Source organism: Rothia sp. HMSC066G07 (assembly GCF_001814485.1).
GTDB lineage: Bacteria > Actinomycetota > Actinomycetes > Actinomycetales > Micrococcaceae > Rothia.
Genome location: NZ_KV816924.1, coordinates 116,260 through 138,884 on the forward strand (window position 1 = coordinate 116,260; position 22,625 = coordinate 138,884).

General features: G+C 59.3%; 17 protein-coding genes. 16 read left to right on the top strand and 1 reads right to left on the bottom strand.

Annotation, left to right across the window (positions count from 1 at the left end):
- Nucleotides 1-557 precede the first annotated feature (557 nt).
- The 16 genes from gap to HMPREF2971_RS04260 all read left to right on the top strand — a co-directional run bounded on the left by gap (nt 558) and on the right by HMPREF2971_RS04260 (nt 22,077).
- A complete protein-coding gene (gene gap / locus HMPREF2971_RS04185; protein ID WP_070691540.1) occupies nt 558-1,562 on the top strand; it encodes a type I glyceraldehyde-3-phosphate dehydrogenase in 1,005 nt (334 codons plus the stop codon).
- 343 nt (nt 1,563-1,905) lie between these two features.
- Nucleotides 1,906-3,129, top strand: coding sequence for a phosphoglycerate kinase (pgk, locus tag HMPREF2971_RS04190; RefSeq protein ID WP_070691543.1), 1,224 nt, complete (start codon nt 1,906-1,908; stop codon nt 3,127-3,129).
- Nucleotides 3,130-3,585: 456 nt separating this feature from the next.
- Nucleotides 3,586-4,176 (top strand): DUF6318 family protein, encoded by a 591-nt coding sequence (locus HMPREF2971_RS04195; protein WP_070616322.1) that lies wholly within the window; start codon nt 3,586-3,588, stop codon nt 4,174-4,176.
- A gap of 79 nt (nt 4,177-4,255) precedes the next feature.
- Nucleotides 4,256-5,044 (top strand): DUF6318 family protein, encoded by a 789-nt coding sequence (locus HMPREF2971_RS04200; protein ID WP_246825037.1) that lies wholly within the window; start codon nt 4,256-4,258, stop codon nt 5,042-5,044.
- Nucleotides 5,045-5,504: 460 nt separating this feature from the next.
- Entirely contained in the window at nt 5,505-6,260 is a 756-nt protein-coding gene (locus HMPREF2971_RS09220) for a DUF6318 family protein (protein WP_246825049.1), read from the top strand.
- A 14-nt stretch (nt 6,261-6,274) separates the two neighbouring features.
- Nucleotides 6,275-7,141, top strand: coding sequence for a DUF6318 family protein (locus HMPREF2971_RS04210; RefSeq protein ID WP_049341304.1), 867 nt, complete (start codon nt 6,275-6,277; stop codon nt 7,139-7,141).
- Nucleotides 7,142-7,199: 58 nt separating this feature from the next.
- Nucleotides 7,200-7,799: a DUF6318 family protein gene (locus HMPREF2971_RS04215; protein ID WP_070691551.1), complete on the top strand. Its 600-nt coding sequence runs from the start codon at nt 7,200-7,202 to the stop codon at nt 7,797-7,799.
- 2 nt (nt 7,800-7,801) lie between these two features.
- Nucleotides 7,802-8,680 carry a DUF6318 family protein gene (locus tag HMPREF2971_RS04220; protein WP_070691553.1) on the top strand — a complete coding sequence of 293 codons (879 nt, stop codon included), beginning with the start codon at nt 7,802-7,804 and terminating at the stop codon, nt 8,678-8,680.
- A gap of 69 nt (nt 8,681-8,749) precedes the next feature.
- Nucleotides 8,750-9,340: a hypothetical protein gene (locus HMPREF2971_RS04225; protein ID WP_049345376.1), complete on the top strand. Its 591-nt coding sequence runs from the start codon at nt 8,750-8,752 to the stop codon at nt 9,338-9,340.
- 244 nt (nt 9,341-9,584) lie between these two features.
- Nucleotides 9,585-10,361, top strand: coding sequence for a triose-phosphate isomerase (tpiA, locus tag HMPREF2971_RS04230; protein ID WP_005509126.1), 777 nt, complete (start codon nt 9,585-9,587; stop codon nt 10,359-10,361).
- Nucleotides 10,362-10,599: 238 nt separating this feature from the next.
- Nucleotides 10,600-11,064 carry a hypothetical protein gene (locus HMPREF2971_RS04235; RefSeq protein ID WP_044143857.1) on the top strand — a complete coding sequence of 155 codons (465 nt, stop codon included), beginning with the start codon at nt 10,600-10,602 and terminating at the stop codon, nt 11,062-11,064.
- A gap of 108 nt (nt 11,065-11,172) precedes the next feature.
- The gene (gene secG / locus HMPREF2971_RS04240) at nt 11,173-11,430 is read left to right on the top strand and encodes a preprotein translocase subunit SecG (protein ID WP_012903590.1); all 258 of its coding nucleotides are present in this window, start codon (nt 11,173-11,175) and stop codon (nt 11,428-11,430) included.
- Between the two features lie 191 nt (nt 11,431-11,621).
- Nucleotides 11,622-13,031 carry an SWIM zinc finger family protein gene (locus HMPREF2971_RS04245; RefSeq protein ID WP_070691555.1) on the top strand — a complete coding sequence of 470 codons (1,410 nt, stop codon included), beginning with the start codon at nt 11,622-11,624 and terminating at the stop codon, nt 13,029-13,031.
- Between the two features lie 96 nt (nt 13,032-13,127).
- Complete coding sequence (locus HMPREF2971_RS04250; RefSeq protein ID WP_070691557.1) at nt 13,128-15,893, top strand: DUF6493 family protein; 2,766 nt, start codon at nt 13,128-13,130, stop codon at nt 15,891-15,893.
- 78 nt (nt 15,894-15,971) lie between these two features.
- Complete coding sequence (locus tag HMPREF2971_RS04255; protein WP_070691559.1) at nt 15,972-18,935, top strand: endonuclease; 2,964 nt, start codon at nt 15,972-15,974, stop codon at nt 18,933-18,935.
- A 505-nt stretch (nt 18,936-19,440) separates the two neighbouring features.
- On the top strand, nt 19,441-22,077 hold the full coding sequence (locus HMPREF2971_RS04260; protein WP_070691561.1) for a TerD family protein: 2,637 nt from the start codon (nt 19,441-19,443) through the stop codon (nt 22,075-22,077).
- Nucleotides 22,078-22,215: 138 nt separating this feature from the next.
- On the opposite strand, the gene HMPREF2971_RS04265 is transcribed toward HMPREF2971_RS04260, so the two are convergent.
- On the bottom strand, nt 22,216-22,563 hold the full coding sequence (locus HMPREF2971_RS04265) for a type II toxin-antitoxin system HicB family antitoxin (RefSeq protein WP_012903584.1): 348 nt from the start codon (nt 22,561-22,563) through the stop codon (nt 22,216-22,218).
- Nucleotides 22,564-22,625 lie beyond the last annotated feature (62 nt).

A 22,625-nucleotide genomic window follows, 5' to 3' on the forward strand; every position in this document is an offset into this window, starting at 1 on the left:
TGTCCGCGGATGTGCTCATGCGGTGTTCCTGCGCGGTGTTCCCGTATAATGCGCCGCGGGCGACACGAAACACGACACGAAAACTGTGTGCCGGGGGCGTATTTAGCCCTTTTAAGGCTGTGGTGTGTCTTACTTTGGGGTCGTCTGTTTTTGAGTGAGAATTTGCACCGCGTGCGAGCGTATTGGGTGTCATTGAAACCCATTCGCAGGTGAAAGGGTATTTTTTACCCTCATATTTTGCCTTGATATGGCGCGGTTTTTAGCAAATGTGTGTTTCGTGTGTGTTTATGTTGCCGTGACCGTATCGCAACATTTTCTAGGGGCGAACACAACGTAAAACAACAGAAAACAACGGGTTTTTGCCGATTTTTATGGCGCAACTCACAAAAATTTCTTGATAGAACACACCAAAACACACACAAACTAGGGTAGGATTATTACCAACAACGGCGGAACACACCGGGCAACATAGAGCACGGACAAATCCGACTAAACCAGAGCCCACAAGGCATCGGATTCGTACACCGCCACCAACGCACTGACAAGGAGATACTCCAGTGACTGTACGCGTAGCAATCAACGGCTTCGGCCGCATCGGCCGCACCTTCTTCCGCGCAGCTCAGACCGAGGGCGTCGGCTTCGAGATCGTCGCAATCAACGACCTCACCGATGTTGAGACCCTGGCACACCTGCTGAAGTACGACTCCATCATGGGTCGCTTCAACGCAGAGGTTGAGGTCAAGGAAGGCGCGCTGGTTGTTGACGGCAAGGAAATCAAGATCCTCGCTGAGCGTGACCCCCAGAACCTCCCCTGGAAGGACCTGGGCGTTGACGTAGTCCTCGAGTCCACCGGTTTCTTCACCGACGGCACCAAGGCAAAGGCACACATCGAGGCTGGCGCTAAGAAGGTTATCCTCTCCGCTCCCGGTAAGAACATCGACGGCACCTTCGTCATGGGCGTGAACGACGACCAGTACGATGCAGCTAACCACCACATCGTCTCCAACGCATCCTGCACCACCAACTGCCTCGCTCCGATGGCTAAGGTCCTGAACGACGCATTCGGCATCAAGCAGGGTCTGATGACCACCATCCACGCATACACCGCTGATCAGCGTCTGCAGGATGCTCCCCACCGCGACCTGCGCCGTGCACGCGCAGCAGCTGTGAACATGGTCCCCACCTCCACCGGTGCAGCAGCAGCTGTTGGCCTGGTTCTGCCCGAACTGAAGGGTAAGCTGGACGGCTTCGCAGTCCGCGTTCCCACCATCACCGGCTCCATCACCGACCTGACCTTCACCGCTGAGCGCGAGGTCACCGTTGAGGAAGTCAACGCAGCAGTCAAGGCAGCAGCTGAGGGCCCCATGAAGGGCATCATCAAGTACAACGAGGATCCCATCGTGTCCAAGGACATCGAGGGTGAGTCCATCTCCACCGTCTTCGACGCACCGCTGACCAAGGTCATCGGCGACCAGGTGAAGGTTATCGCTTGGTACGACAACGAGTACGGCTACGTTGCACGCCTCGTGATGTTCACCAACAAGGTTGTGGCATCCCTCTAAGCCCCAATAGGCTTACGACGCTCACCGAGTGTAAGCGTCACCCCGCGTAACTAACGCATAGTGAACCCCGGCACCACCGCATTAAGCGGGGGAGTCGGGGTTTGCTGTACCAAGGCTCTGTGTAAAAGGTCTTAATAAAACCCTCAATAACGTATAAACATACTGTTTTCCGTCACCCTTTCGAGTCAAAAATACCGTAAGAAAATAGGTTTTAGAGAGTGCCAATATCCGCGATATTCTGCGGAAAAACACCATGTAAAAGCTATTTTTTAGGCTGTCAAACACCCTAGTATTCGGTATGATGGAAACGGTATATAAACCCACCTATCCAGGAGGAATTCCTATGGCTAAGGCACTGTCCGAACTGCTCGAAGAAGGCGTCGCAGGCCGCCACGTTCTCGTCCGTTCCGACCTGAACGTACCCCTGAAGGACGGCGTTGTCACCGACGACGGCCGCGTCCGCGCATCCCTGCCCGTCATTGAGAAGCTTGCCAAGGCTGGCGCACGCGTTATCGTGACCGCACACCTGGGCCGCCCCAAGGGCAAGGTTGACCCCCAGTACTCCATCGCACCGGCAGCTGCACGCTTGGCTGAGCTGGCATCCGTGCCCGTGAAGGTTGCAACCGACCTGGTAGGCGAGGACGCAAAGGCTAAGGCAGCAGCCCTGGCTGACGGCGAAGTTCTGGTTGTTGAGAACGTCCGCTACGACGCACGCGAGACCTCCAAGGATGACGCAGAGCGCGGCGAATTCGCTGACGAGCTGGTCGCACTGACCGGCGAGAACGGCGCATACGTGAACGACGCATTCGGTGCAGTTCACCGCAAGCACGCTTCTGTCTACGACGTTGCTAAGCGTCTGCCCGCATACCTGGGTGACCTGGTGAAGAAGGAAGTTGACGTTCTGGCTAAAACCCTGAACGACCCCGAGCGTCCCTTCGTCGTGGTCATGGGTGGCGCTAAGGTTTCCGATAAGCTCGCCGTGATTGACAACCTGATTGGTAAGGCTGACACCATCCTCATTGGTGGCGGTATGGGCTACACCTTCGCATACGCACAGGGCTACGAGGTCGGCCAGTCGCTGCTGGAGAAGGACCAGGTCGAGAACGTTCTGCGTTACCTGAAGGAAGCTCCCGAGAAGGGCACCGAGATCATCACCGCAGTGGACGTTGTTTGGTCTGATGCATTCTCCGCTGACGCTAACACCGAGATTCGCCCGATTGAGGACCTGACCGGCGGCAAGCTGGGCGCAGAGGCTGAGGGTCTGGACATTGGCCCCAAGACCCGCGAGATTTTCGCTGAGAAGATCAAGGGTGCAAAGACCATCTTCTGGAACGGCCCCGTTGGCGTGTTCGAGATTGCTCCCTTCGCTGAGGGTACCCGCGCAGTGGCTCAGGCTATCGTCGAGTCTGACTCGTTCTCCATCATTGGTGGTGGCGACTCCGCATCTGCAGTCCGTAACCTGGGCTTCAAGGATGAGCAGTTCGGCCACATCTCCACCGGTGGTGGCGCTTCCCTCGAGTACATTGAGGGTAAGACCCTGCCCGGCCTGGAGGCACTGGGCGCCTAATCTGGCGCGGCTCATCTGACTCTACGTACAGTAGCGCAGAGTTTTAGCGTAAGAAACCCCTGTCGGGGCGGTATTTCGGTACCGTTCCGGCGGGGGTTTCTGCATGCCCGCTCATGCCCGGATAATCCTGCGCGGGCAGGGACGGGGCTGTTTCCTGGCTATATGCTGTGGATTCCCTGGGTGTGCGGCTTGTGCTGGGGAGGGTTAGAGGTGCCTCTAATAGACTGGAAATGTAGAGGTTCCCGGCGCTCCCCCACGGTACCCATATGGTTACCGCGGGGGGGGGATGAAGCAGGGAGCACACGCACCTCTACCGACAAGCAAATACAGGCGGGCGAAGACGCCCAGGTGCTGAGCCCAGCCGCCCCGAGCAGCCCAGAACCGCCTCGGCAGCTCGCAAACTCAGCAGCTCGTGTACTCAGTAGCTCATGAACATGGAATCCAGGGAGGGAAAGAATGCCCATAGACACTCAAGCGCTCTTTGACGAAAAAGACTACACCGGAACATACCCGTACGTTGCCGATGGCGTGATTGGACCCTACACACCCGCAAACCGGGACCACCCCGCCTACTCGGCACCCGCCCCGGGCGTGAGGTACAGGCCGAGGCACTATGCGGCGAGGAACCTGCGCCCCTACCTGGGCTACTACTACGCCTGCCAAAACTACATGATTCTCGCCTCGGAACCGGCAGTTCTGAGGATGGACAATATCAGCGAAGAAATGTTTTTCCCCGCCATTCAGGACCTCTACGAAGAAGGTAAAGGCTGGGTCATTACCCCTAACCCCCAGATTCTGACCATGAACCTGCTGGAGGGGCAGCCGCGCCTCATCGACGAGACGCTAAAAATTGTGGAATGGAACGTGCGGTTCGATATCCTTCCCGAAGTTCAGGTGTACCGCAAAGACACGAACCAGGTGTACCCCATCACTGATTTTGATACGCGCGGCCTGATCCGTGACGGCGCAATCCACGGGACTCTACGCACACAATTCACGAATGAGTGGAGGCCCGTCCAATTCATTCCAGAAAATAGCCTGAGCTAGAGGAGGGGAGAGAAGCATGACGAATAACTTTGGCGGACCCGGATATAACCGATCTGGATATAACGAGCAACGAGCGCTCATGAGGTCTGTGATTACTCGCGCCAAGTTTATACGAGCTGGCGTGTTCGCTGGTGCCGCCCTCGTTGCGGTGGCTTTTGGTTGGGGTACTAAACTGCTCAACGGGACGGGTTCGGAGTCTCAAGCCGATAAGAAGCGTGACCAGGAATTTGTGCGCCTGGAACCCACGGAAAAGTACGATGAGCTCCGTACCTTGGGGACCTCTTCCGGGCCGTTGGTTTACACGGCGTTTGAGCGTAAGGGTCGCTTCATTCCTGCCACCGAGGCGCAGGCGGCGCAGAACGTGCCGTACCCTATTCAACAGCCCGGAATGGATAACTACGACCGCGCTGGCCTGTACGCGTTCTTGGCGTACTACTTCGCGTCGATGAATTACTTCTACCACACGGGCGATACGGAGCCTCTTTCTAAGGTCACGGACCCGGAAAAGGTGCTGCACCCCGAAATTCTTCGCCTGTACAGGGAGAAGCGCGGATGGGTTATTTCGGCTGACAAGAACGTGCTGAGCGCCAACGTTGTTGATGATCTTATCGCGGGTGAAAAGGCTAAAAATACGAGCCGAAAAATCCTGGTGAGCACCCTGTACACGACTAAGGCTAAGGACCTTGCGTTTTATGTTAAGGAGACGGGGGAGAAGCAGGATATCCGCAAATATTTGAAGTATCTGGGGCGTTTCTCGCTGGCTGTGGAGCATCTGCGTGGGCAGTGGGTGATTGTGGTTGACCGCGACGGCTACAGTAACCGCAACACCTACGAGCCGATCTACCCGCAAGGATTCGGGCAGCTGTAGTGCTTTTCTAGGACCCCCGCCGGTGCGGTACTTTCGGTACTGTGCTGGTGGGGGTTTCTTGCTGGGCTTTTGAGGTTGGCTCCTCGTGGTTGGCTAGGGGAGATGGAATCCGTCTTGCTGAGTTCGTATGCAGAGTGTGCGTGTGTTACCTTGAGGTGTGGGCGAGGATGCTCGTTCACCGTCACATCAACTTCAACTTCCGGAAGCTAAACACATGGTTACTTTTCAGGCTCATGCCGTCCCTGCGCCTTTTAAAGATGAGAGCGCTGAGGCTCTCACGATTCATCTCAAATACCTAACTCAGACGAGTCAGATGTTGATTCGCTAAAGGTATTTATTCGTTTAATGATCTCATTTGTTATCTGAACAATGAGTGTTCTTCATAAGTTGATGCATTAGATATTTCAACTCACAACAAATGTAGAAAATTTATGTAACCCCAAGGATTATTGCTGTGACTATGATTTTTCGTAGCTCTCGTAGAGGTTTTATGAAGGGCGTGCTTGGCGTTGGCAGCGTCTTAACTTTGAGTGCCTGCTCATCCACGCCAAAAACCAAAGATAATAAATCAAAAGAAACCCCTTCGGCAACAGCTAGCGCTTCTCCGAAGCACAATGCCTACGCAAAACCATTCCATGACGATTATGATTACCGCGAGGCAATCAATGATCCGAAAAATGTATTTAATATCGGCATATATGAACCGGCAACGGAAGAACATCCCGCATACGCTGCGCCGCCGCCATACTACAACAGCACATATGAGCGTAATATGACGGCTTCTTCCATGAATATCGCGGTCACTTATTATGCAAATTATCAGAACTATATGCTTCTATCCGGAGAGTCGCGACGACTTCATCTTGAAAATATGTTAGGCGGATTGTTCTTCCCCACCATCCAAGAGCTCTACGACAACGCTAGTGGCTGGGTCATTACCCCGAACCAGCGAATTCTTAATTTCACGATTCTTGAACCTCAGCCCCGTATTGTGGATGAAGCAAATCACGTATGCGAAATTAACGTTCGATACGACCTGAAACCAGAGGCGAAAGTCTTTATCGTGGGGGAGAAAAAGCTCTACCCGATTACTGATTTTGACACTCGCAACATTGTTACAGGTGGGTCCATCTACGGAACTATGGTGTGTCGATTCCTGGACCCCAAGTGGGAAGTCAACTTTACCCCCACATATGGCCCAGTGCAGGGGAACTAAAGGAAAGGAAAACAGTGAAGGAAAACAATAACACTCCTGCTCTTCGGGAATCCTCAACCGGCAATAACCCATCAGAGCAGAAAAAGAACCCCAAAATCTCTCGTCGTGCCCTGTTACTGGGATCTGCTGTAGTAGGCACTGCCGCAGCATCGGGTCTGTATGTGGCTGGCTCAAACTGGAAAGCTTCGCTAAACGAGCGAATCGCGCAAGAAGATGCCTCATGGAAGCGAAACCAAGCACTAGCCGCCGCCGAGCCTGCAACAACAATTGCAGAGGAAAGCTACAAGAATACTGCAGCAGGTCTATCTGGTCGGCTGGTGTACACCGCATACCGCAAGGACGGTCTCTACGTTCCCGCAACCCGTGAGGCACCCGCACAGAATGTACCCTACCCAGTTATCCGCGAGAAGATGAATACATACGATATTTCAGGTATGTACTTGTTCTTCGCCTACTATAACGCTGCCAAGAACTACGGGTATTTGACCGGTGATCTTGAACCCCTAGCAAAGATTGTTGACCCCGAGAAAGTTATCTTTCCCAATGTGTACGAATTTATAGCCAATAACCAGGGGTGGATTGTTTCGGATCAAGAAATTGAATCGTATATGGTGGAAACTCACGGATACGGTAGCCGAGAGATTCAGGGACGAAAAATATACAAGCTGCAGACGGAATTGTCGATATATGGAGACGCCTATTTTGTGTATCGCGATACCGGCGAAGTGAAATATTTTCGGGATATGTTTCATACTGACCGCCACCCAACTATAGATTTCTACGGAGAGTTTTTGGATGGACGCTGGGTAAGCGTTGACGAAAATCTACAAGGGGATCTTTTGTTGCCCAAGGGTGTTTCTGTCGCCGGATACACGAAATAGATTCGTGAATTCAAAATAGCATTTGGCGATCAGAGACATATTTTTAGAAGGAGAGGAAATGACTGTCGACCCGGAGTGGACTAAAAAATTCTTCAACCAAGAGGACTATAGGGGAGCATACCATCTTGTCGATACTGACATGATTGGAATTTATACCCCAGCAGACCAGCAGCACCCTGCATATTCTGCGCCGCCGCCAGACTACAGCTATACGTTTACTAAATTTCTAACGTCCGCTGATTTGAAATTCTATAATAGCTACTATTATCAATGCCAAAACTATATGCTTTTGGCATCCGATTCGCGCCGCCTCGAATATGCAATGACCGCCGAAGAACTATTCTTTCCCGCCATCCAAGATATCTTTGACGACGGAAAAGGGTGGGTTATTACCCCCAACCAACAAATCTTGACCATGCACATTCTCGAAGCACAACCGCGCATCCACAACGAAGAACAAAAAATCTTCGACTGGAACGTCAAATTCGACATCCTTCCCGAAGCAAAAGTCTTCCGGAAAGACACCGGGCAGCTACAGCCCATCACCGAATTCGACACACGCGGACTCCTCCGCGACGGAGCAATCCACGGCACCCTACGCTCCCATTTCCTCAATCCCGGATGGGACATCCACTTCATCCCCGAAAAGGAGGCCTAACCATGGGACCCCAACGCAAGGAACAGGAGACGAACGGAACGCTGGGTTCCTCCCCGGAAGCCCATCCGGTATCTTCTGGTCAGCTACTCGCTCACCAGCAGGAACCGCGGAAGCCCCGCTTTTCTCGTCGTGCCCTCGCTGTAGCAGGCGTGGGCACCCTCGGCGCTCTCATCGTCGGTCGACAGACCGGTATCCTCGCCACCAATGAAGAAAAGCAAGAAGCACGTCTTTTCAAACGAGATAAGGTACTGGCTTCCCTTGAGCCGACTGAGAAGTTCGATGAGCTTGTCAAACAGGGTGATTCAACCGGTCTGCTTGTCTACACCGCCTACGAGCGCAACGGCAGGTACGTGCCCGCCACCGAAGAGCACGCCGCTCAGAATGTGCCGTACCCCGTTCTGCAGCCGGGAATGAACGAGTACAACCGCGGTGGTTTCTATATTTTTCAGGCGTACTTTTATGCCGCCCTGAACTATTTCTACTACACCGGAGATACCAAACCGCTCTCTGAAGTGATCAATCCGGAAGAGATCATTTCCCCTGAGCTTCTTCGGCTGTACCGGGAAAACCGCGGCTGGCTTATTGCTAATCAGGACGTGTACCGCGTACAGGTTACGATTCCCGGTATCGGTAGACGCCAAAAGAACAGCCGTAATATCAGCGAATACCAGGCAAGGCGACGTATTCGCGATGAGGCTGTCTTCTACGTGCCCGAAACGGGGGAGAAGCTACCCATCGATAAGTTCTTGAAGACCGGTGAGGAAGAATACGCTTTCCTCTGTGCGGAGCACCTGCGCGGCCGCTGGGTGCTGGTGGAAGACGATAAGGACGCCACGCCGCTATACCCTCCGGGATTCTCCCTCGAAGGGCTAGAGGTGTAAGAACCCACCTTCCCGGTAACCGCACGACATCACCGATAACCACACCAGACCAACCACCCTAGGAGACATATGGAACAGTCGCCCCAGAACCCCGGAGCACCCGCACAGGGGAGCGCCGTGCAGGGCAGCCCCTTGCCGGAGAATACGGCGCAGAGCAATGCTGTACAGGAAAACACCGTGCAGAACAACGCTGCAGAAAGCACCACGGTAGAAGCTACTGCAGTACCTACCGCAACCGCCCTCCAGAGTCCCGCGCAAGACCCCGCCGTAGATGGTGCCGCATCCGCGGCTCCTGCCGAGGCGGTAGCACCCGCGCCCGCAGAGCCTAAGCGCATGGGCCTGTACTCGCTTATCTGCCTCCCCACCGGCGGATTCACGGCCTTCTTCATTGCAAATAGTCCCTACCTCTGGATGTATTACGCCTATTGGGAATCTTCCTCGGTAGCAACGGCTACTCTCATCATTTCGTTTGTTGTTTTGCTGTGTGTCTGCTTCACCTACTGTGCTCTTGCGGCGCTCATCGTTGAGAAGATCGCTACCCGAAAGCTGCCTTGGGGTCGTTCCCTCGCCATAAGTGCGCGCGCTACCGCGCTTCTTGTGATTGTTTTGACGATTGTCTTTTTCTGCTACACCTCGTACCTTCTCCGAGGCGGCTACTAACACACCGTAGACAAACATCACCGGCAGAATACCGGCAGGGTAGAGCCCCCTAAGCTCCACCCTGCCGGTACTTCGTATCCGGGGTTCCGCGCAATCAGCGAACGCGGGGTGAGAATAGTCAAGGCACAGCATAAAACCGCGCCGAACCAGTGAAAATATGCCGCCAACCCTCTAAAATAGAAAAGGAAAATTCCGAACAACAACCCCGCCCGGCATACCGCGCGGGAAAGCTAAGGAGCGAACTATGTCGCGTAAGCCCCTCATCGCAGGCAACTGGAAGATGAACCTCAACCACGCAGAGGCAGTCACCCTCGTCCAGAAGCTCGCATGGACCCTCGACGACGCAAACTTCAACTTCTCCGCAACCGAAGTAGCCGTCTTCCCGCCCTTCACCGACATCCGCTCCGTGCAGACCCTCGTCGAAGGCGACAAGCTGGACATCCTCTACGGCGGCCAGGACCTCTCCGTCCACGACTCCGGCGCATACACCGGCGAAATCTCCGGCGCATTCCTCTCCAAGCTCGGCGCAACCTTCGTGCTCGTCGGCCACTCCGAGCGCCGCACCTACCACCACGAAAGCGACGAGCTGTGCGCAGCAAAGGTTCAGGCAGCATACAAGCACGGCCTGACCCCCGTCCTCTGCGTCGGTGAGCCCCTCGAAATCCGCGAAGCAGGCACCCACGTCGAGTACACCCTCGAGCAGCTGCGCGGCTCCATCGCAGGTCTGACCGCAGAGCAGGCAGAAACCCTCGTCATCGCATACGAGCCCGTCTGGGCAATCGGCACCGGCAAGGTCGCAACCGCAGACGACGCACAGGAAATGTCCGCAGCAATCCGCGCAGAAATCGCTAAGCTCTACTCCGCAGACGTTGCAGAGAAGGTCCGCGTTCTCTACGGCGGCTCCGTCAAGTCCTCCTCCGCACCCTCCATCATGGGCAAGGAAGACGTGGACGGCGTGCTCGTCGGCGGCGCATCCCTGCAGGCTGACGAATTCGCAGCAATCGCACGCTTCGACGCATAAAACCCCGACGCACCACAGCGTCTCATAGCGTTACAGCGCCCGGCGGGTACCCACCCGACCGGGCGCTGAACCATTTAACCGCCACCGAGTTAGCGGTGGATGTACGAGGCGGGAGTAAGAGCCGGGAGCAGGAGCCAGACGTAAGGGGCGGGGGAGAAGGGCCGGGCGCGTTCGCCCCTCGCCGCAAAACCCACCCGGAATACGCCGACCCCGCGGTTCGCCCCGTACACTTAACGGCATGTTCAGCTTTGGTTTTTCCCTGGTCATCGCAGCCCTCGTCGGCATGATCCTCTACAGCTACCTGCGCAACCGCAAAGTGAGTGCCCCGCGCCTACCCGGCAACGACGGCGGCAACATCGGCTACGCAGGCGGCGCAGAATACCAGGAACCCTCGCCCGAATACCAGTACTTCGAGAGCCGCCGAGAAGCATTCCTCGACCAGCTCTACAGCCGCACCTCCTCACCGGAAATCCCCGTCACCCTCACCCTGCGCGACTGGGTAGACCAGGGCTTCTACGCTGAAGGAGGCGCCTACTGGGCAGCCGCGCAGCAGTTCACCTACTACCTCATCGACGGCGGATACGTGCGCGCCTACGACACCGAAGGCGACGAACTCACCGCTCAGCGTGTGCTCACCGACCGCCCCGCAGCACTGCAGCTGACCCCCAGCGAATACCAGCGCCGCAGCAACCGCGCCGCGTAAAAGCCGCCTCAACGTGACCGAATGGCGGCTGTAGCGTATAGTTAAACCCGTCTGTCTGCACCCCCGCAGTCCAGGCACCCCACCAGAAGACAACGAAGGAAGGTCCCCATGGACGTCATCATGAACGTACTCATGGTCATCATCGCCATCACCAGCGTGATCGCAGTGATGCTTGTGCTGCTCAACCGCGGTCAGGGCGGCGGCCTCTCCGACATGTTCGGCGGCGGTATGACCAACTCCCTGAACTCCTCCGGTATGGCGTCGAAGAACCTGATTCGCCTGACCGTGACCGTGATTGTCATCTGGGTTATCGCAGTGGTCCTGTACGGCCTGGCCCTGCGCTTCAACGGCCAGATCGTCGTCTAGCCTGAGCCTCTCATCAGAGCCCACGCCCACCCCATCGAGGGTGAGCCAAATAGAGCTTCTCCCCGGCACTTCTCAACCGAGAATGTCGGGGATTTTTTATGCACCAAACGGCAATGACGAAAGCGGTAGCGGGACGCGAATCTTTACGGCATGATAGGACGTATACACCACATACGAAAGGCAAAGAAGCCATGAGCGCCTACACCCTCGATTACACGTACACCGCCCCGTCAGCCCTCATCGACGGCGCCGACTCCCGCGCGCTCAGCCTCGCTACCAGCGGCGGCAGCACCCCCGAAGGTGCCGCCTCCCACCCGTACTTCTTCTCCGGGTTCCTCGAACGAGCAGACGTCTACGCCACCGCACTACTGGTCGTCGCCAGGGTCGCCCGCACCCGCTTCTACGTGCCGCCCAGCTCCCTCGCCGGAGCCCTACGCGCCGCAGACCCAGTCGTCACCAGCACCGCCGAAGGCCTACGCTTCGAATCCTTCAGCGCCTGCTGCGGAGTGTACGCGCGCCTCGACGTTGACTCCAGCGCACTCGACGCCAGCCACAGCGCCGTAGGCGTCACCAACGTAGACGTCAACCCGCCCCTGCGCGCCGCGCTCGCCTCCCTCAGGGCAGGGGAGCCCATCCACCTGAACGTTGGCGACGACGGGCTGCTCACCACCACCCTTGACGGCTCCGTCATGGAAGAAAAAGTGCCGCTGCCCATCCGCTGGCTCAAGGGCTTTGCAGAAACGCAGATGCTCTCATCCCGCATGAGCCCCGTGCACAGCCTGGACGCTGCCGCCGCCCGAACCTTCATCCACTCCCTGCCGCGTAACTCCAGCACCAAGGCGGTCCTGTGGGCAACCCGCGCCGTGCGTTCCCTGCGACTTGCCACCCGCGCCACCGCCGGATCCGTATGCGTGGCGGGCCCCGAGCGTCTGCGCGTGCTTGAACCGCTCATCCGCCACATTCAGCACCTGGACGCGTACAGTGAGCCCGTGAGCGCCGGTAACGCGCCCGTGCCCAGCGTGTGGGTGGCGCACCTGCCCGGTGCACGCCTGAGCATTGGTTTGAGCCCCGAAAAGTCACGCGGGTTCTCCGGTGAGGGATCCGTGCTGCAGGCGCTGTCTAACCCGAACACCGCCCAGAATGCTGACATGCTCAGTGTGCTGCTTTCCTTCGAGCCGCGCATTGACGTGCCCGTCATGTCTGCCCGTGCCGGCCTGGATGAGGCGGCAACCCGCGACGCCCTCGCCCTGCTGGCTTCCTCCGGTCAGGTTGGTTTTGACGCGCACGCTGGTGAGTATTTCCACCGCCCGCTGCCTGTGCATCCGGAGGCGCTGACCGCCATGCACCCGCGCCTGGTCGGCGCGAAAAAGCTTGCCGACTCCGGCGCTATTGAGCGGGTCGGGGCGGGCGAGCACGGCACCGGCGAGTACAGTGTGCGCAGCGGCGCGAACACGTACACCGTGGTGCTGCCCGCCGACCCGTACGCCGTGGAGGGGTACCTCTGCTCCTGCCCCTGGTGGTTGAAGTACCGCGGTACGCGCGGCCCCTGCAAGCACGCACTGGCGGTCAGTATTCTCTACCGCGAACACGCCGCCGGCTAGACACACCACGTACCGCGCTAAACTCTTGCGGCGAAAATCTGAGCCGCACAATTTCTGCCGCGAGAGTTCCTTTCAGCTTCCTTCCGAAAGACCACCATGAGCAAACGCCCCGAAACGCACACCTTCCCCGAAGGTGTTATCACCGAGCCGCTCCCCGGTGAAGTCATTTACCCGCTCCTCAGGCAACAGAAAACCTGGAGCGACATCATGCACTTCAACCGCAACCTCGCCAACATTTTGGCGGTCGGCGGCACCCTCGAACAGATTTACCGCCGCTGGCAGTACTTCGACATTGTCACCACCCCCTACGGCTCCCAGCTCGGTAAAAACACGCCTGGAACCGTTACACAGGACCGCGTCAAAGCCTACGCAGAGTTCGGCTGGTTCACCGGAAGCGTTGCGATGCGCCTAGCTGAGCTCTACGGCGGGGCGCGCCTCGAACACAACGAGGAATACTACACCGCCCTCATCAACTGCGACCGCGAGCTGATCCTCCCGTTGCTGCGCGAGGATAAGCAGCTCCGCGAAGAACTCATCTGGGGCATGCTCGCCGTTGAAGGCAACCGGGACGTATCCCTCACCCAGCGCGACTCCTACAAGCCCGCGCAGAAGGTCAACAGCCCCGGCTGGTCCTGCGCCCTCATCGAAGCCACCGAAACCGGGCTGATTAGCCGTGACCGTCTCATTGATGCGCTCCTGAGCTCCCTCATGAGCGACTTCCCTGCGTACCGGGTTGGCTGGTTCTCACGCCTGGTCACCGGACTCAAACTCACCGCCGAAGAAATCGCGGCACGTCAGAGCGAATTTCTGACGCTTTTCTCCTCGCCCATCGGCCCGAGCGTAACCCTCGGCGTGCAGCATATTCACCGTCTCTGGACCAAAAACCCGCAGGCGCTGGATGCCACCGCCTTCGCCTACGCGGCACCCGCCGTATGCGCCGGAACCAAGGCAAACGCACTCAAAATCCTAACCATGCTCCAGGCGCTGTACCGTGCGGGCACCCTCGACGCTGCCGCCTGCGAAGATGCGGTAGTTATGGCACTCAGCCACACCCACGCGCAGGTGCAGGCAGCCGCCCTCAAACACCTTGAAGAATGGGTGCAAGCGGGTGCCGCAGACAATGCGAGCGCCGACGCTGTTGTGTTCGCTGAGCGTGCCCGCGAACTCTACCGCGACTACCGCTCCCAGCTGGATCCGCTCGTTGTGGCTCAGATTCAGGGCTCGCCGCTCCTCGAAGATGGGTACAGCCCGGAGAATAGCCGGGGGAGCGGCACGGAAGACGCAGCCCTCACTGAAGCTGCTGACATTGAGGCCGCCGCCGCGGAGGCGCTCGCCGCCTCCCGCGCCGTAATCCACCGGTACTGGGACACCCCCGTGCGCCCCGTGACCGCATCTGACGTGCAAGAACGCGCCCGTGCGCTCCTGCACCACCAGGTCGCGCCCTGCGCCACCCTCGATACGCTCAATGAAGCAGACCAGCCCGAAACGCACGCCGGATGCGAGCTGGAACTGGAACTGCTCACCGCCTACCTGCTCAGCGCCGACGGCACCGCGCAGAGTCCGAACCTGCTCGAACAGCTTGTTCCTATCTGCCTGAAAAAGCTGAACCACTGGGGTCTGGAATGGTTCGACATGCGCGCACACATAACGGTTCTAGCCGCCGCCGGGAAGCTACGTGAGCGCCCGAAAGCATCGGAGATGACCCAGAGGGAAGACCCCGGTACGGTGCCGAACCTGCACTACATGTACTCCCGCCACGCCGCGTTCTTCGGCACCGGATTCAAGGACGCCCTCGGCGCGCTGAAGAGCAGGCAGAGCTACACGCCGCTCGCCACCTCCGAACTGTTCGGCGGGTGGGTGCATCCGGATACCCTGGTGCGCCGGTACGCCAAGAACCTGGCTGATGGAGCCCCCATCCTGCGTCAGGATTTCACGGCGGCGCTACTGCGTGTGCGCGTGCCGGAGGTGCTGCCTCCGTACGCTACCGACGAGCAGCGACAGGATGCTGAGCACTGCCGGGATGAGGCGCTGACCCTGCTTGAAAGCCTCGAAGAGCAATACGTGAAGAACGCTCAGGAGGACGCTCCGCGCTCTGCTCCTACACAGATTCGCGTGCTCCGCTCCGCCCTCGACGGCACCCTCGCCACCGGGCGCATCAACCCCTACCTGGAATCCATCACGGTAGCCCAGCGGGAAAAAAGCTGGGGCCTTCAGCTGAACGGGGTGGCGCACGGCGCATCCACCCCCGAGCTGAACGCTTTCCGCGGCCTCGCCACCGCCCACCACAGCGAAGAAGGACAGTACGCCCTGCTCTATCCCTCACGGGCAGAACCGCTGGCTTTCTACTGCGCTAGTAGCAACTGGTACATCTTGGATCACAGCGCCTTCGACCGGAGCCTGTATTTGGCTTTGGCGGCGCACCCCGGCGCATGGGGTCCCGCATGCGCCTTCGTGTTTGCCGCGGGCTTCTCGGAGCAGCGCGTTGAGATTCGTTCCCTCGCCGTGGAAATCATGCACCGCGTGCTGGACGACCAGCTCAGCCTTGAGGATGCCACCGCAGGCTTCGTGAACTTTGTGCCGCTGGCGATGCTGAACCGTTGGGCGCTCGCCCTCACCGACTTCGCCCAGCTGGATGCACGGGCGGCGGTGCGCTTCTTCGCGCGCCTCATACCGCACCTGGATACCGGGGCGAACTCGCTCGGCAAGCTACTGGGTGCTTTCAGCCAGGCGCTGGCGACTCTCGACCCTGCCACCCGTGCGGAGCTCGTGGATGAGTCGCTGCGTGCCTGGTTGGGTACGCTGACTGGTTCTTCGCAGAAGGCGCGGTACGCCCGGAATATCCTCAACCAGGTGCAGGGCTAACCGTTCAACCGGTCCCCGTTCAACACTTCCGTTCAACTCTTCACAACCATTCACCATCAACTCTGAAAGCAGGTACCAATGACTGATACCGCCCAGCCGCATAACCCTAACGAATGCAGCGCCGGTGAGCACAACGCAGGTGAGCGCACCCTCGAAGAGCGCCGCGCCGCCCTCAAAGCACTCATGGCGGCAGAATCAACTGACGTGCAGGAATACCACGCCGTCATCAGCGGCTCCACCGAGGAGGAGCGCGCCTCCCTCGCCCGAACCCTCACCCCCAAGAGCGTGATCGGTAGCGACCACATTAACCGCACCCCGCTTGCCGCCTACGTTGCTGGGGCGCTCGTGCGCACCCCCGACGGTGACCCGTGGGAATACCACCGCTCCGCCGGACGAACCATGCGCACCCTTCTCTGGGAAGGTAAACCCGACCAGCGGCTGATTGACGCGTTCCTGCTCGGCGCTTCTGAACGCCCCGAGGAGTGGATTCTGCGTTTTATTGAGGGCCTCCCGAACTCTTGGGCGCGCTCGAAGAAAATTTGGGAAACCTGCTACACGCTGCTTCGCGCCCGCAATCTGAGCTGCGATGCCCCCGAATACCTGGTCCTTTTCCTGCACGAGGCCCTGCCCTGCGTGAAGAAGGACAGCGCCAGCAACCACGCCCAGCTCAAAACCTTCTTCACCCGTGACATGACCCTGCTCGACCAGGAGTTCTGGGCGGTCTTCCGCACCGAAGGGGTGCTCTTCAAGGGCTACGGCAACCACATGGGTGAAAGCGCGGAACTCTGCCGCCTCATGGGCGAATACTTCGATATTCGTGACGAGATTCTGGATGCCCTGCTGCGCGGCCTGACCAGCGATTTCAGTGCCTTCAACTCGGCAGCGTTCCACTCCGTCTACACCGACCTGCAACCCACCGACGCAGAAAACCGGGCACGCTTCGGGCAGCTCATGGCTGTCCTCACCGCAGAGCCCAGCGCCTCCGTCGGGTTTGCCCAGGCCATGCTACAGAACGTCCTCAAGGCCTGCGCGCCCGCCGCACTGCAGAAGACCCCCGACCTGCAGCCCCTCGAACAGGTCGACCTGGAACAGCTCATCGACGCACTCGGCGCGAACCTCTACCGCACCGAAAAGAAGATTCAGCGCGGCGCCCTGCGCCTGCTCAAGCTCATTGCCACCCAGTACGCCGGCGTGAGCAAGGCCAAGCGCAAGAAGGCACAAACCGCCGAGCAGGTGGCGCTCGCCAACTACGTTGCTGACCGCGTCCTCGAAGCCTACGAGGTGCTACCCCTGGAGCTGCGTGGAGCCGCAGAAGCCTGCCTGCCTGAAGACCGCCTACCTCAGCCTGAAGAGGCGGAGGCGGCAGGCGCCTCCGTAGAGGTGCCGCCGGTGCTATTGCCCGGCGTTGAGCACCGAGAACCTGTTGCATCCATGGCAAATTTGGAAGAGTTCTGCACCCTCATTACGGAGGAGTCGAACACAAACTCCAGTCGAATGACCGGGGACGAATCTCCCAGCACTCGGGGAGAGAACCTGGCGCGCCTTTACTGCTTTGCCGCGACCGGTCAGCTTGCACCGGTGGAACAGCAGCAGCTTCGTACCCTGCGTAAGATTGCCAGCGAATATTACTACAACAACGTCGCGTACATGCCTGCGCTGTGCGCCGTGTTGGAGGCTAACGCTGAGGCCGCGGGATACGAGTCGTGGGAGCTACCCGAGCTGACGCCGCTCCTGCAGTATTCCGACCGTAGTGAGATGGTTGCACGAGCCCGCCCGAGTAACGCGCTCCTGAGCAAGGAAGAGATGATACGTCTGACTATTCAGAATAAACACCATCTCTGGAATGCTGACTACAAGCCGTTGAAGGGATACCGCGACCTCTATGAGATCTTCCGTGAGCAGATGCGTGCCGTCGCCGCCGGGGGAGAGTACCACACGGAAGGACGCACGGTGCGTCTGCTGAGCGCCCCGCTACCCGCCCGTCAGCTGACCTACAGCGACTGGACTTATCGCACTGTTTCTGGCATGGATATGCCCTGGAGCGGCTTCAACCGTGGTCTCGACAATGAACGGGTCTGGGAATACCAGGAGGCCAGCAGGTCGGGTCGTCTCCGCGAGGCAGGCTTCGAAAACTTTAACGTTGAGGAATTCGTGAAGTACCAGCCCATGTGGCAGGTCAAGGGCGACATCGTGGATACCGCAGATGAGGCGCGCGAGGCGCTGAGCCGTGCAACCGCTGGCATGAGCCCCGAGGAGGTCATAGCCTACGAGGCTCTTAACACCGCCTTGATTCCCTTCGTATATCTGCTGAATCTCGACAGGGTTGACAGCTGGCTGGGTGACTTCCTCCCGGCACTCACCGAGTGGGCGTCCTGGCTGCTTCAGAACAACCCGGACCTGCTTTCGGCATACTTCCTGTTTGCCGCTTCGGAGTGCATTGAGGAGAAGACCGTAACCCCCGTCCCCGTGCTGATGCGCGCGCTGAGGGAATCCACCGTGCAGGTGGGCGCCCCGACCTGCACCCTGCTCGGCTATGTGGCGAGCGCGAAGAACCCCGAGTACCGTCTGGCGGCGGCAGAAGCTATCGCGGCGCTCTTTGAGTCGGGCCTGCTGGATGCGTCAACCTTCGCTGAGACCCTGAAGTGGGCTCTGGAGGACGGGATGGTCCTTGCGAACCGCCTGGTGGCGACCCTTCGTGAGGTGTCGGGCATCGGTGTTCTGGCGGGTTGGCGTGTGCTGCAGGTTCTGCGTCTGCTCCTGCCGATGGTTGGTGGGCTGACGAAGGGCGGCGACTATGTGCGCCTGGCGGTGGAGCTTGCCGAACTGTACGGCACGCCGGTCGAAATTCCCGCCGAGCTGGAGCCGAAAATGAAGGGATCCACCGTGCTGGCGAAGAGCCTGCGCGCCCTGGTTGCGGTGACCCCGCGCGTGACTGAGGAGGCGCTTGCTGCCCGCGAAGCCGCGCTCGCCCTGCTGGGTGGAGAAACCTCGAGCGGGGACACCTCGGGTGGGGGCACCTCATCGGTAGGCGCTGAAGGGTAGCTCACGGTAGGGGAGTCATAGGGGAGCACCCCGTAACTGCGCCGCCGTATCTGCACCCCTACGCGCGCAACCCTGTGTACCCAACCTCGTGCACCCAACCGTACTCACCGCCCCGTGACGAAACGGCTTGACCACCGTCGCGGGGCGGGAGTACTCTATAAGTAATGGCGGATCATGAAGAGTCCTACTTTCTGAAATATCTTTTCTTATATTTATCGGATTCTTCGCTTCCCGCCATTTTTCTTTTAACCCCGTTCCCACGCGGTTAACAGATGAGCGTCTGACAGATAAGCGGCTAACAGATCAGCAAGTGACCGATCAACAAGCAACAGATAAGCGCCGCCCAAGCTCCGCAACATGTAGCGGTCGGTTGCCCCGCGAATATGTACCCCGCAGGTCACCGATGACCAAACCCAGCGACAACCCGCGCCCACGCCGCTACGATAAGAACATAGACACACCACCGACGGTGACAGTCGGGTGGGACCAACGGAAAGGACGACCCGTGACCACTCCCTACGACGCATCCCCCTACCTGCAGGAATCACCCTACTTCAACGAATCCGCCTACCTTCGTGGCGAAGCGCCCGAGGGCCTCAGCCCCCTCGTGCGCCTCATCCTGATGCGCCGCTACGGCGTGTACGTCTTCACCGACCTGTACGGCCCCTACTACCGCTCGAACTACTCGCGCATTAACGAGCTGCACCACTCCGGCGCATTCGACACCGACCTGGGGCGAGTGTCCCTCCTGAGCAATTGCGGTCTGACCCTCAGCCCTGAGTCCCTCGCCCAGGCGCTGAACGCCAGCGCCAACGAATTTGCCCTGTTCGCAACTATCTGGTCCTACGAATACGGGTACCGCCCCGGCCGCGTGTTCCGCCGCGACTTTGATCTGCGCGCCCTGACGCTCACCGACGAGCAGCGCTACACCGAGCAGATTATGCACTACCTCTCCAACCCGTACTACAACCCGGACGGTACCGAGCGCATCCTTGGCGGCCTGCCCGAGAACTACGTGCCCTACGAGTGGCAGCAGCCGATGAGCCGCTCCAACTTCACCAGCATGGAACGCAACCGCCGACCCCTGCAGATGGTCAGCGGCGTGCAGAACGCCCTGATCATGGCGGGTGCCCTCTACCAGCAGCTGCTCGGTCAGCAGCAGGCGTACAGCCAGACCGACCAGCGCGACCTCGTGGCGTTGCGTCGTTTCCTCGCCCAGCATGACGCGCTGCCGGGTGCCCGTCCGGAGAACACCAGCCGCGAGAACCGCGTGTTCATTGCCGCCTGCCTGCACCCCGAAGACGCCGAGCGTCTGCGCACCATGAAGGAGGCGCTCGCCCTCGCCGCCGCCTACTCGCGTCTGCGTTTCAACGGCACGGTGGGGGACCTGAGCCTGAGCATCGCACCGCGCCTGAAGCTGCGCCGCAGCGAACGCACCCGCATCGCACACCTGCTCAACCGCATTATTGATGCCGACCCGGTCGGTGCCCGCTACGACAGCGCGCCCAATGCAGAGATGTACAAGCGCCTCGTCAAGGCAATTCACCCCGGCGACTACCCGTCGCTGACCGCGCTGAGCCGCTGGGCTGACGACCTGTACCGCGGTGAAGTGTACAGCTTCGAATCGCTGGTGGACCGCGCCTACGCAACCCGGGATGCGCAGAACGTGGCACGTCTGCTCTCCACCCGCCCCGGCGTGTTTGCACGCCAGCTGGTGCGCGCCCTGGATGCTTTCGAAGCGCCCCGCTACGGCATTGATACCACGCCGAGCCCCGGCCAGCAGGTCATCTTTGACGCGTTTGCCGCCGTGGCGCCGCGTGTTTCCGCGCCCATTCTGGTCCAGATTCGTAACCTGGTGGCCCTGCAGCGTAATGCGCTCGCGAACCCGCCGAAGGAACGTCCCGCCAACCCGGTCGCGGCGCAGGAGGACCGGGAGCTCGCTGACTACGCGCGCCGCAACCCGGAGGGCATCGCCAGGGTTCAGAACATCATGCAGAATGCGGGCATCCCGAACCCGCTGGGTTCGTTCTTCGGGGATAATTCCGGCCCGGAGAACCCGCTACCTTCCATTCCGGTCGGTTCCGACCCCTCTACGAGTCAGCGTGAGGAGCGCCGCGCGGCGTCCGCCCAGAAGGCTCAGCCTGCCGCGCCGCAGCGCATGAACCTGTCCAAGACCGGCATCGCGACCATGATTCCGGCGCGCGAGTACAGCCCGGCGGTGCTGGACCTGCTGGAACGCCTGGTCGAGATTGGCCTGTCCGGCCGTCTTGCCGAGACCAGCATCTACCTGCCCGAGCAGGTGGGCGATACGATCATGCCGCTGAACACCCGCAGCGCCCGCCCCTCCCTGGACGGCATGGGCCGCTACAACACCTCCACGGTGCACCTGTCGCCCACCGGCGTGATTCGCCTCTTCTGCTTCTGGGATGAGGGCGTGGACATTGACCTGTCGCTGATGATGTTCGATGCCGAAGGCAACTACATGGACAAGATCAGCTACTGGTCGCAGACCGTGAAGAACAGTCAGGGCGCCATTTACGCGCACCATTCCGGTGACATTACGGACGGTACCGGCGGCGCCTGGGAGTACATCGACATTGAGGCTCGCAAGGCGCTCAAGGCGGAGGTGTGCTACCTCGTGCCGGTGGTGCAGCTGTACTCCGGCTTCGGGGAGGCACACACCCTGGCCGCGGTGAACGACCTGCAGGCGGGCTTCATGGTGGTGCCCGCCGTGGGCGTGGGTGAGGTGCACGAGGTGAGCCAGGTGCACACCAAGTTCACCCTGCGCGCTGAGAGCCGCGGCGTGCTGCCGTTCATCGTGGACCTGCAGAACCGCGACCCGTACGACATTCCCGATGAGACTGACGCCATCGTGAAGGTGACGGATATTGGTCTTGCCCGCGGCATTAACGTGCTGCAGTCCGGCGCGAACATCACCGCCGTGCGTGAGCACTTCGACTGGGCGCAGCCCATGACGGTGCGCGAGTACCTGCAGCTGACCGGCGCGAAGCTCACCTCGACCGCTGAGGAGGCGCAGGAGGTGCTGGAGGCGACGGTTCCGTCGCTGGCGGCACTGTACGTGGGCTTTGAGAGCGAAGCGGAGGAGGCCCAGGAACAGGAGCCGCAGGAACAGGATGGGTAGAATCCTGCCGCTGCTGAACAGTAGGCGGGCGTAGCAAGAGTGGAGCCCCGGATAGTCGAAACTATCCGGGGCTCCACTCTTTTGTCATGTCATAACATTTTGGAATCTTCGTTGGATGATGAAGATGTACTGGCTTACTTAGGCGACTGCTTCGAGCTGTTGGCTCACGTACTGGTTCAGGCTCTGGTGAGAAAGCGCTGCCTGCTGAACCAGACGACGATGCAATTGCGGTGAAACACGCAAGTTGAATCGTCCTGAGAAGGAACGCAGGGAGAACGGTTCGGGTGCCTCGCGGCCATCTTCTTCAAGAATCTCAAGGGTATCGGCGACGACTTCTCGAATACCCGCGAATGCCTCGGTAGAAGTTGGGGCCAGGTATGAGAGGCTGGGAAATTCGGCTACGGTTCCGACGAATTCCTGGTCGTCTTCAGACCACTCGACGCGGTAGGTGTAGAGCTCTTGGCGGGGGAGAGTGTGACTCGGCATACTTTATAGTACCACTTCTGGTACCATTTCGGCTGGTTTAAAACCATAGAGAAAAGCCCCGG

What these genes read in the sequence shown, in the direction of transcription:
- HMPREF2971_RS09220 (WP_246825049.1), top strand. Translation starts at nt 5,505, where the DNA reads ATGATTTTTCGTAGCTCTCGTAGAGGTTTTATGAAGGGCGTGCTTGGC.
- HMPREF2971_RS04235 (WP_044143857.1), top strand. Translation starts at nt 10,600, where the DNA reads ATGTTCAGCTTTGGTTTTTCCCTGGTCATCGCAGCCCTCGTCGGCATG.
- secG (WP_012903590.1), top strand. Translation starts at nt 11,173, where the DNA reads ATGGACGTCATCATGAACGTACTCATGGTCATCATCGCCATCACCAGC.
- HMPREF2971_RS04255 (WP_070691559.1), top strand. Translation starts at nt 15,972, where the DNA reads ATGACTGATACCGCCCAGCCGCATAACCCTAACGAATGCAGCGCCGGT.
- HMPREF2971_RS04195 (WP_070616322.1), top strand. Translation starts at nt 3,586, where the DNA reads ATGCCCATAGACACTCAAGCGCTCTTTGACGAAAAAGACTACACCGGA.
- HMPREF2971_RS04200 (WP_246825037.1), top strand. Translation starts at nt 4,256, where the DNA reads ATGAGGTCTGTGATTACTCGCGCCAAGTTTATACGAGCTGGCGTGTTC.
- HMPREF2971_RS04225 (WP_049345376.1), top strand. Translation starts at nt 8,750, where the DNA reads ATGGAACAGTCGCCCCAGAACCCCGGAGCACCCGCACAGGGGAGCGCC.
- HMPREF2971_RS04250 (WP_070691557.1), top strand. Translation starts at nt 13,128, where the DNA reads ATGAGCAAACGCCCCGAAACGCACACCTTCCCCGAAGGTGTTATCACC.
- pgk (WP_070691543.1), top strand. Translation starts at nt 1,906, where the DNA reads ATGGCTAAGGCACTGTCCGAACTGCTCGAAGAAGGCGTCGCAGGCCGC.
- HMPREF2971_RS04245 (WP_070691555.1), top strand. Translation starts at nt 11,622, where the DNA reads ATGAGCGCCTACACCCTCGATTACACGTACACCGCCCCGTCAGCCCTC.
- HMPREF2971_RS04220 (WP_070691553.1), top strand. Translation starts at nt 7,802, where the DNA reads ATGGGACCCCAACGCAAGGAACAGGAGACGAACGGAACGCTGGGTTCC.
- HMPREF2971_RS04215 (WP_070691551.1), top strand. Translation starts at nt 7,200, where the DNA reads ATGACTGTCGACCCGGAGTGGACTAAAAAATTCTTCAACCAAGAGGAC.
- tpiA (WP_005509126.1), top strand. Translation starts at nt 9,585, where the DNA reads ATGTCGCGTAAGCCCCTCATCGCAGGCAACTGGAAGATGAACCTCAAC.
- HMPREF2971_RS04265 (WP_012903584.1), bottom strand. Translation starts at nt 22,563, where the DNA reads ATGCCGAGTCACACTCTCCCCCGCCAAGAGCTCTACACCTACCGCGTC.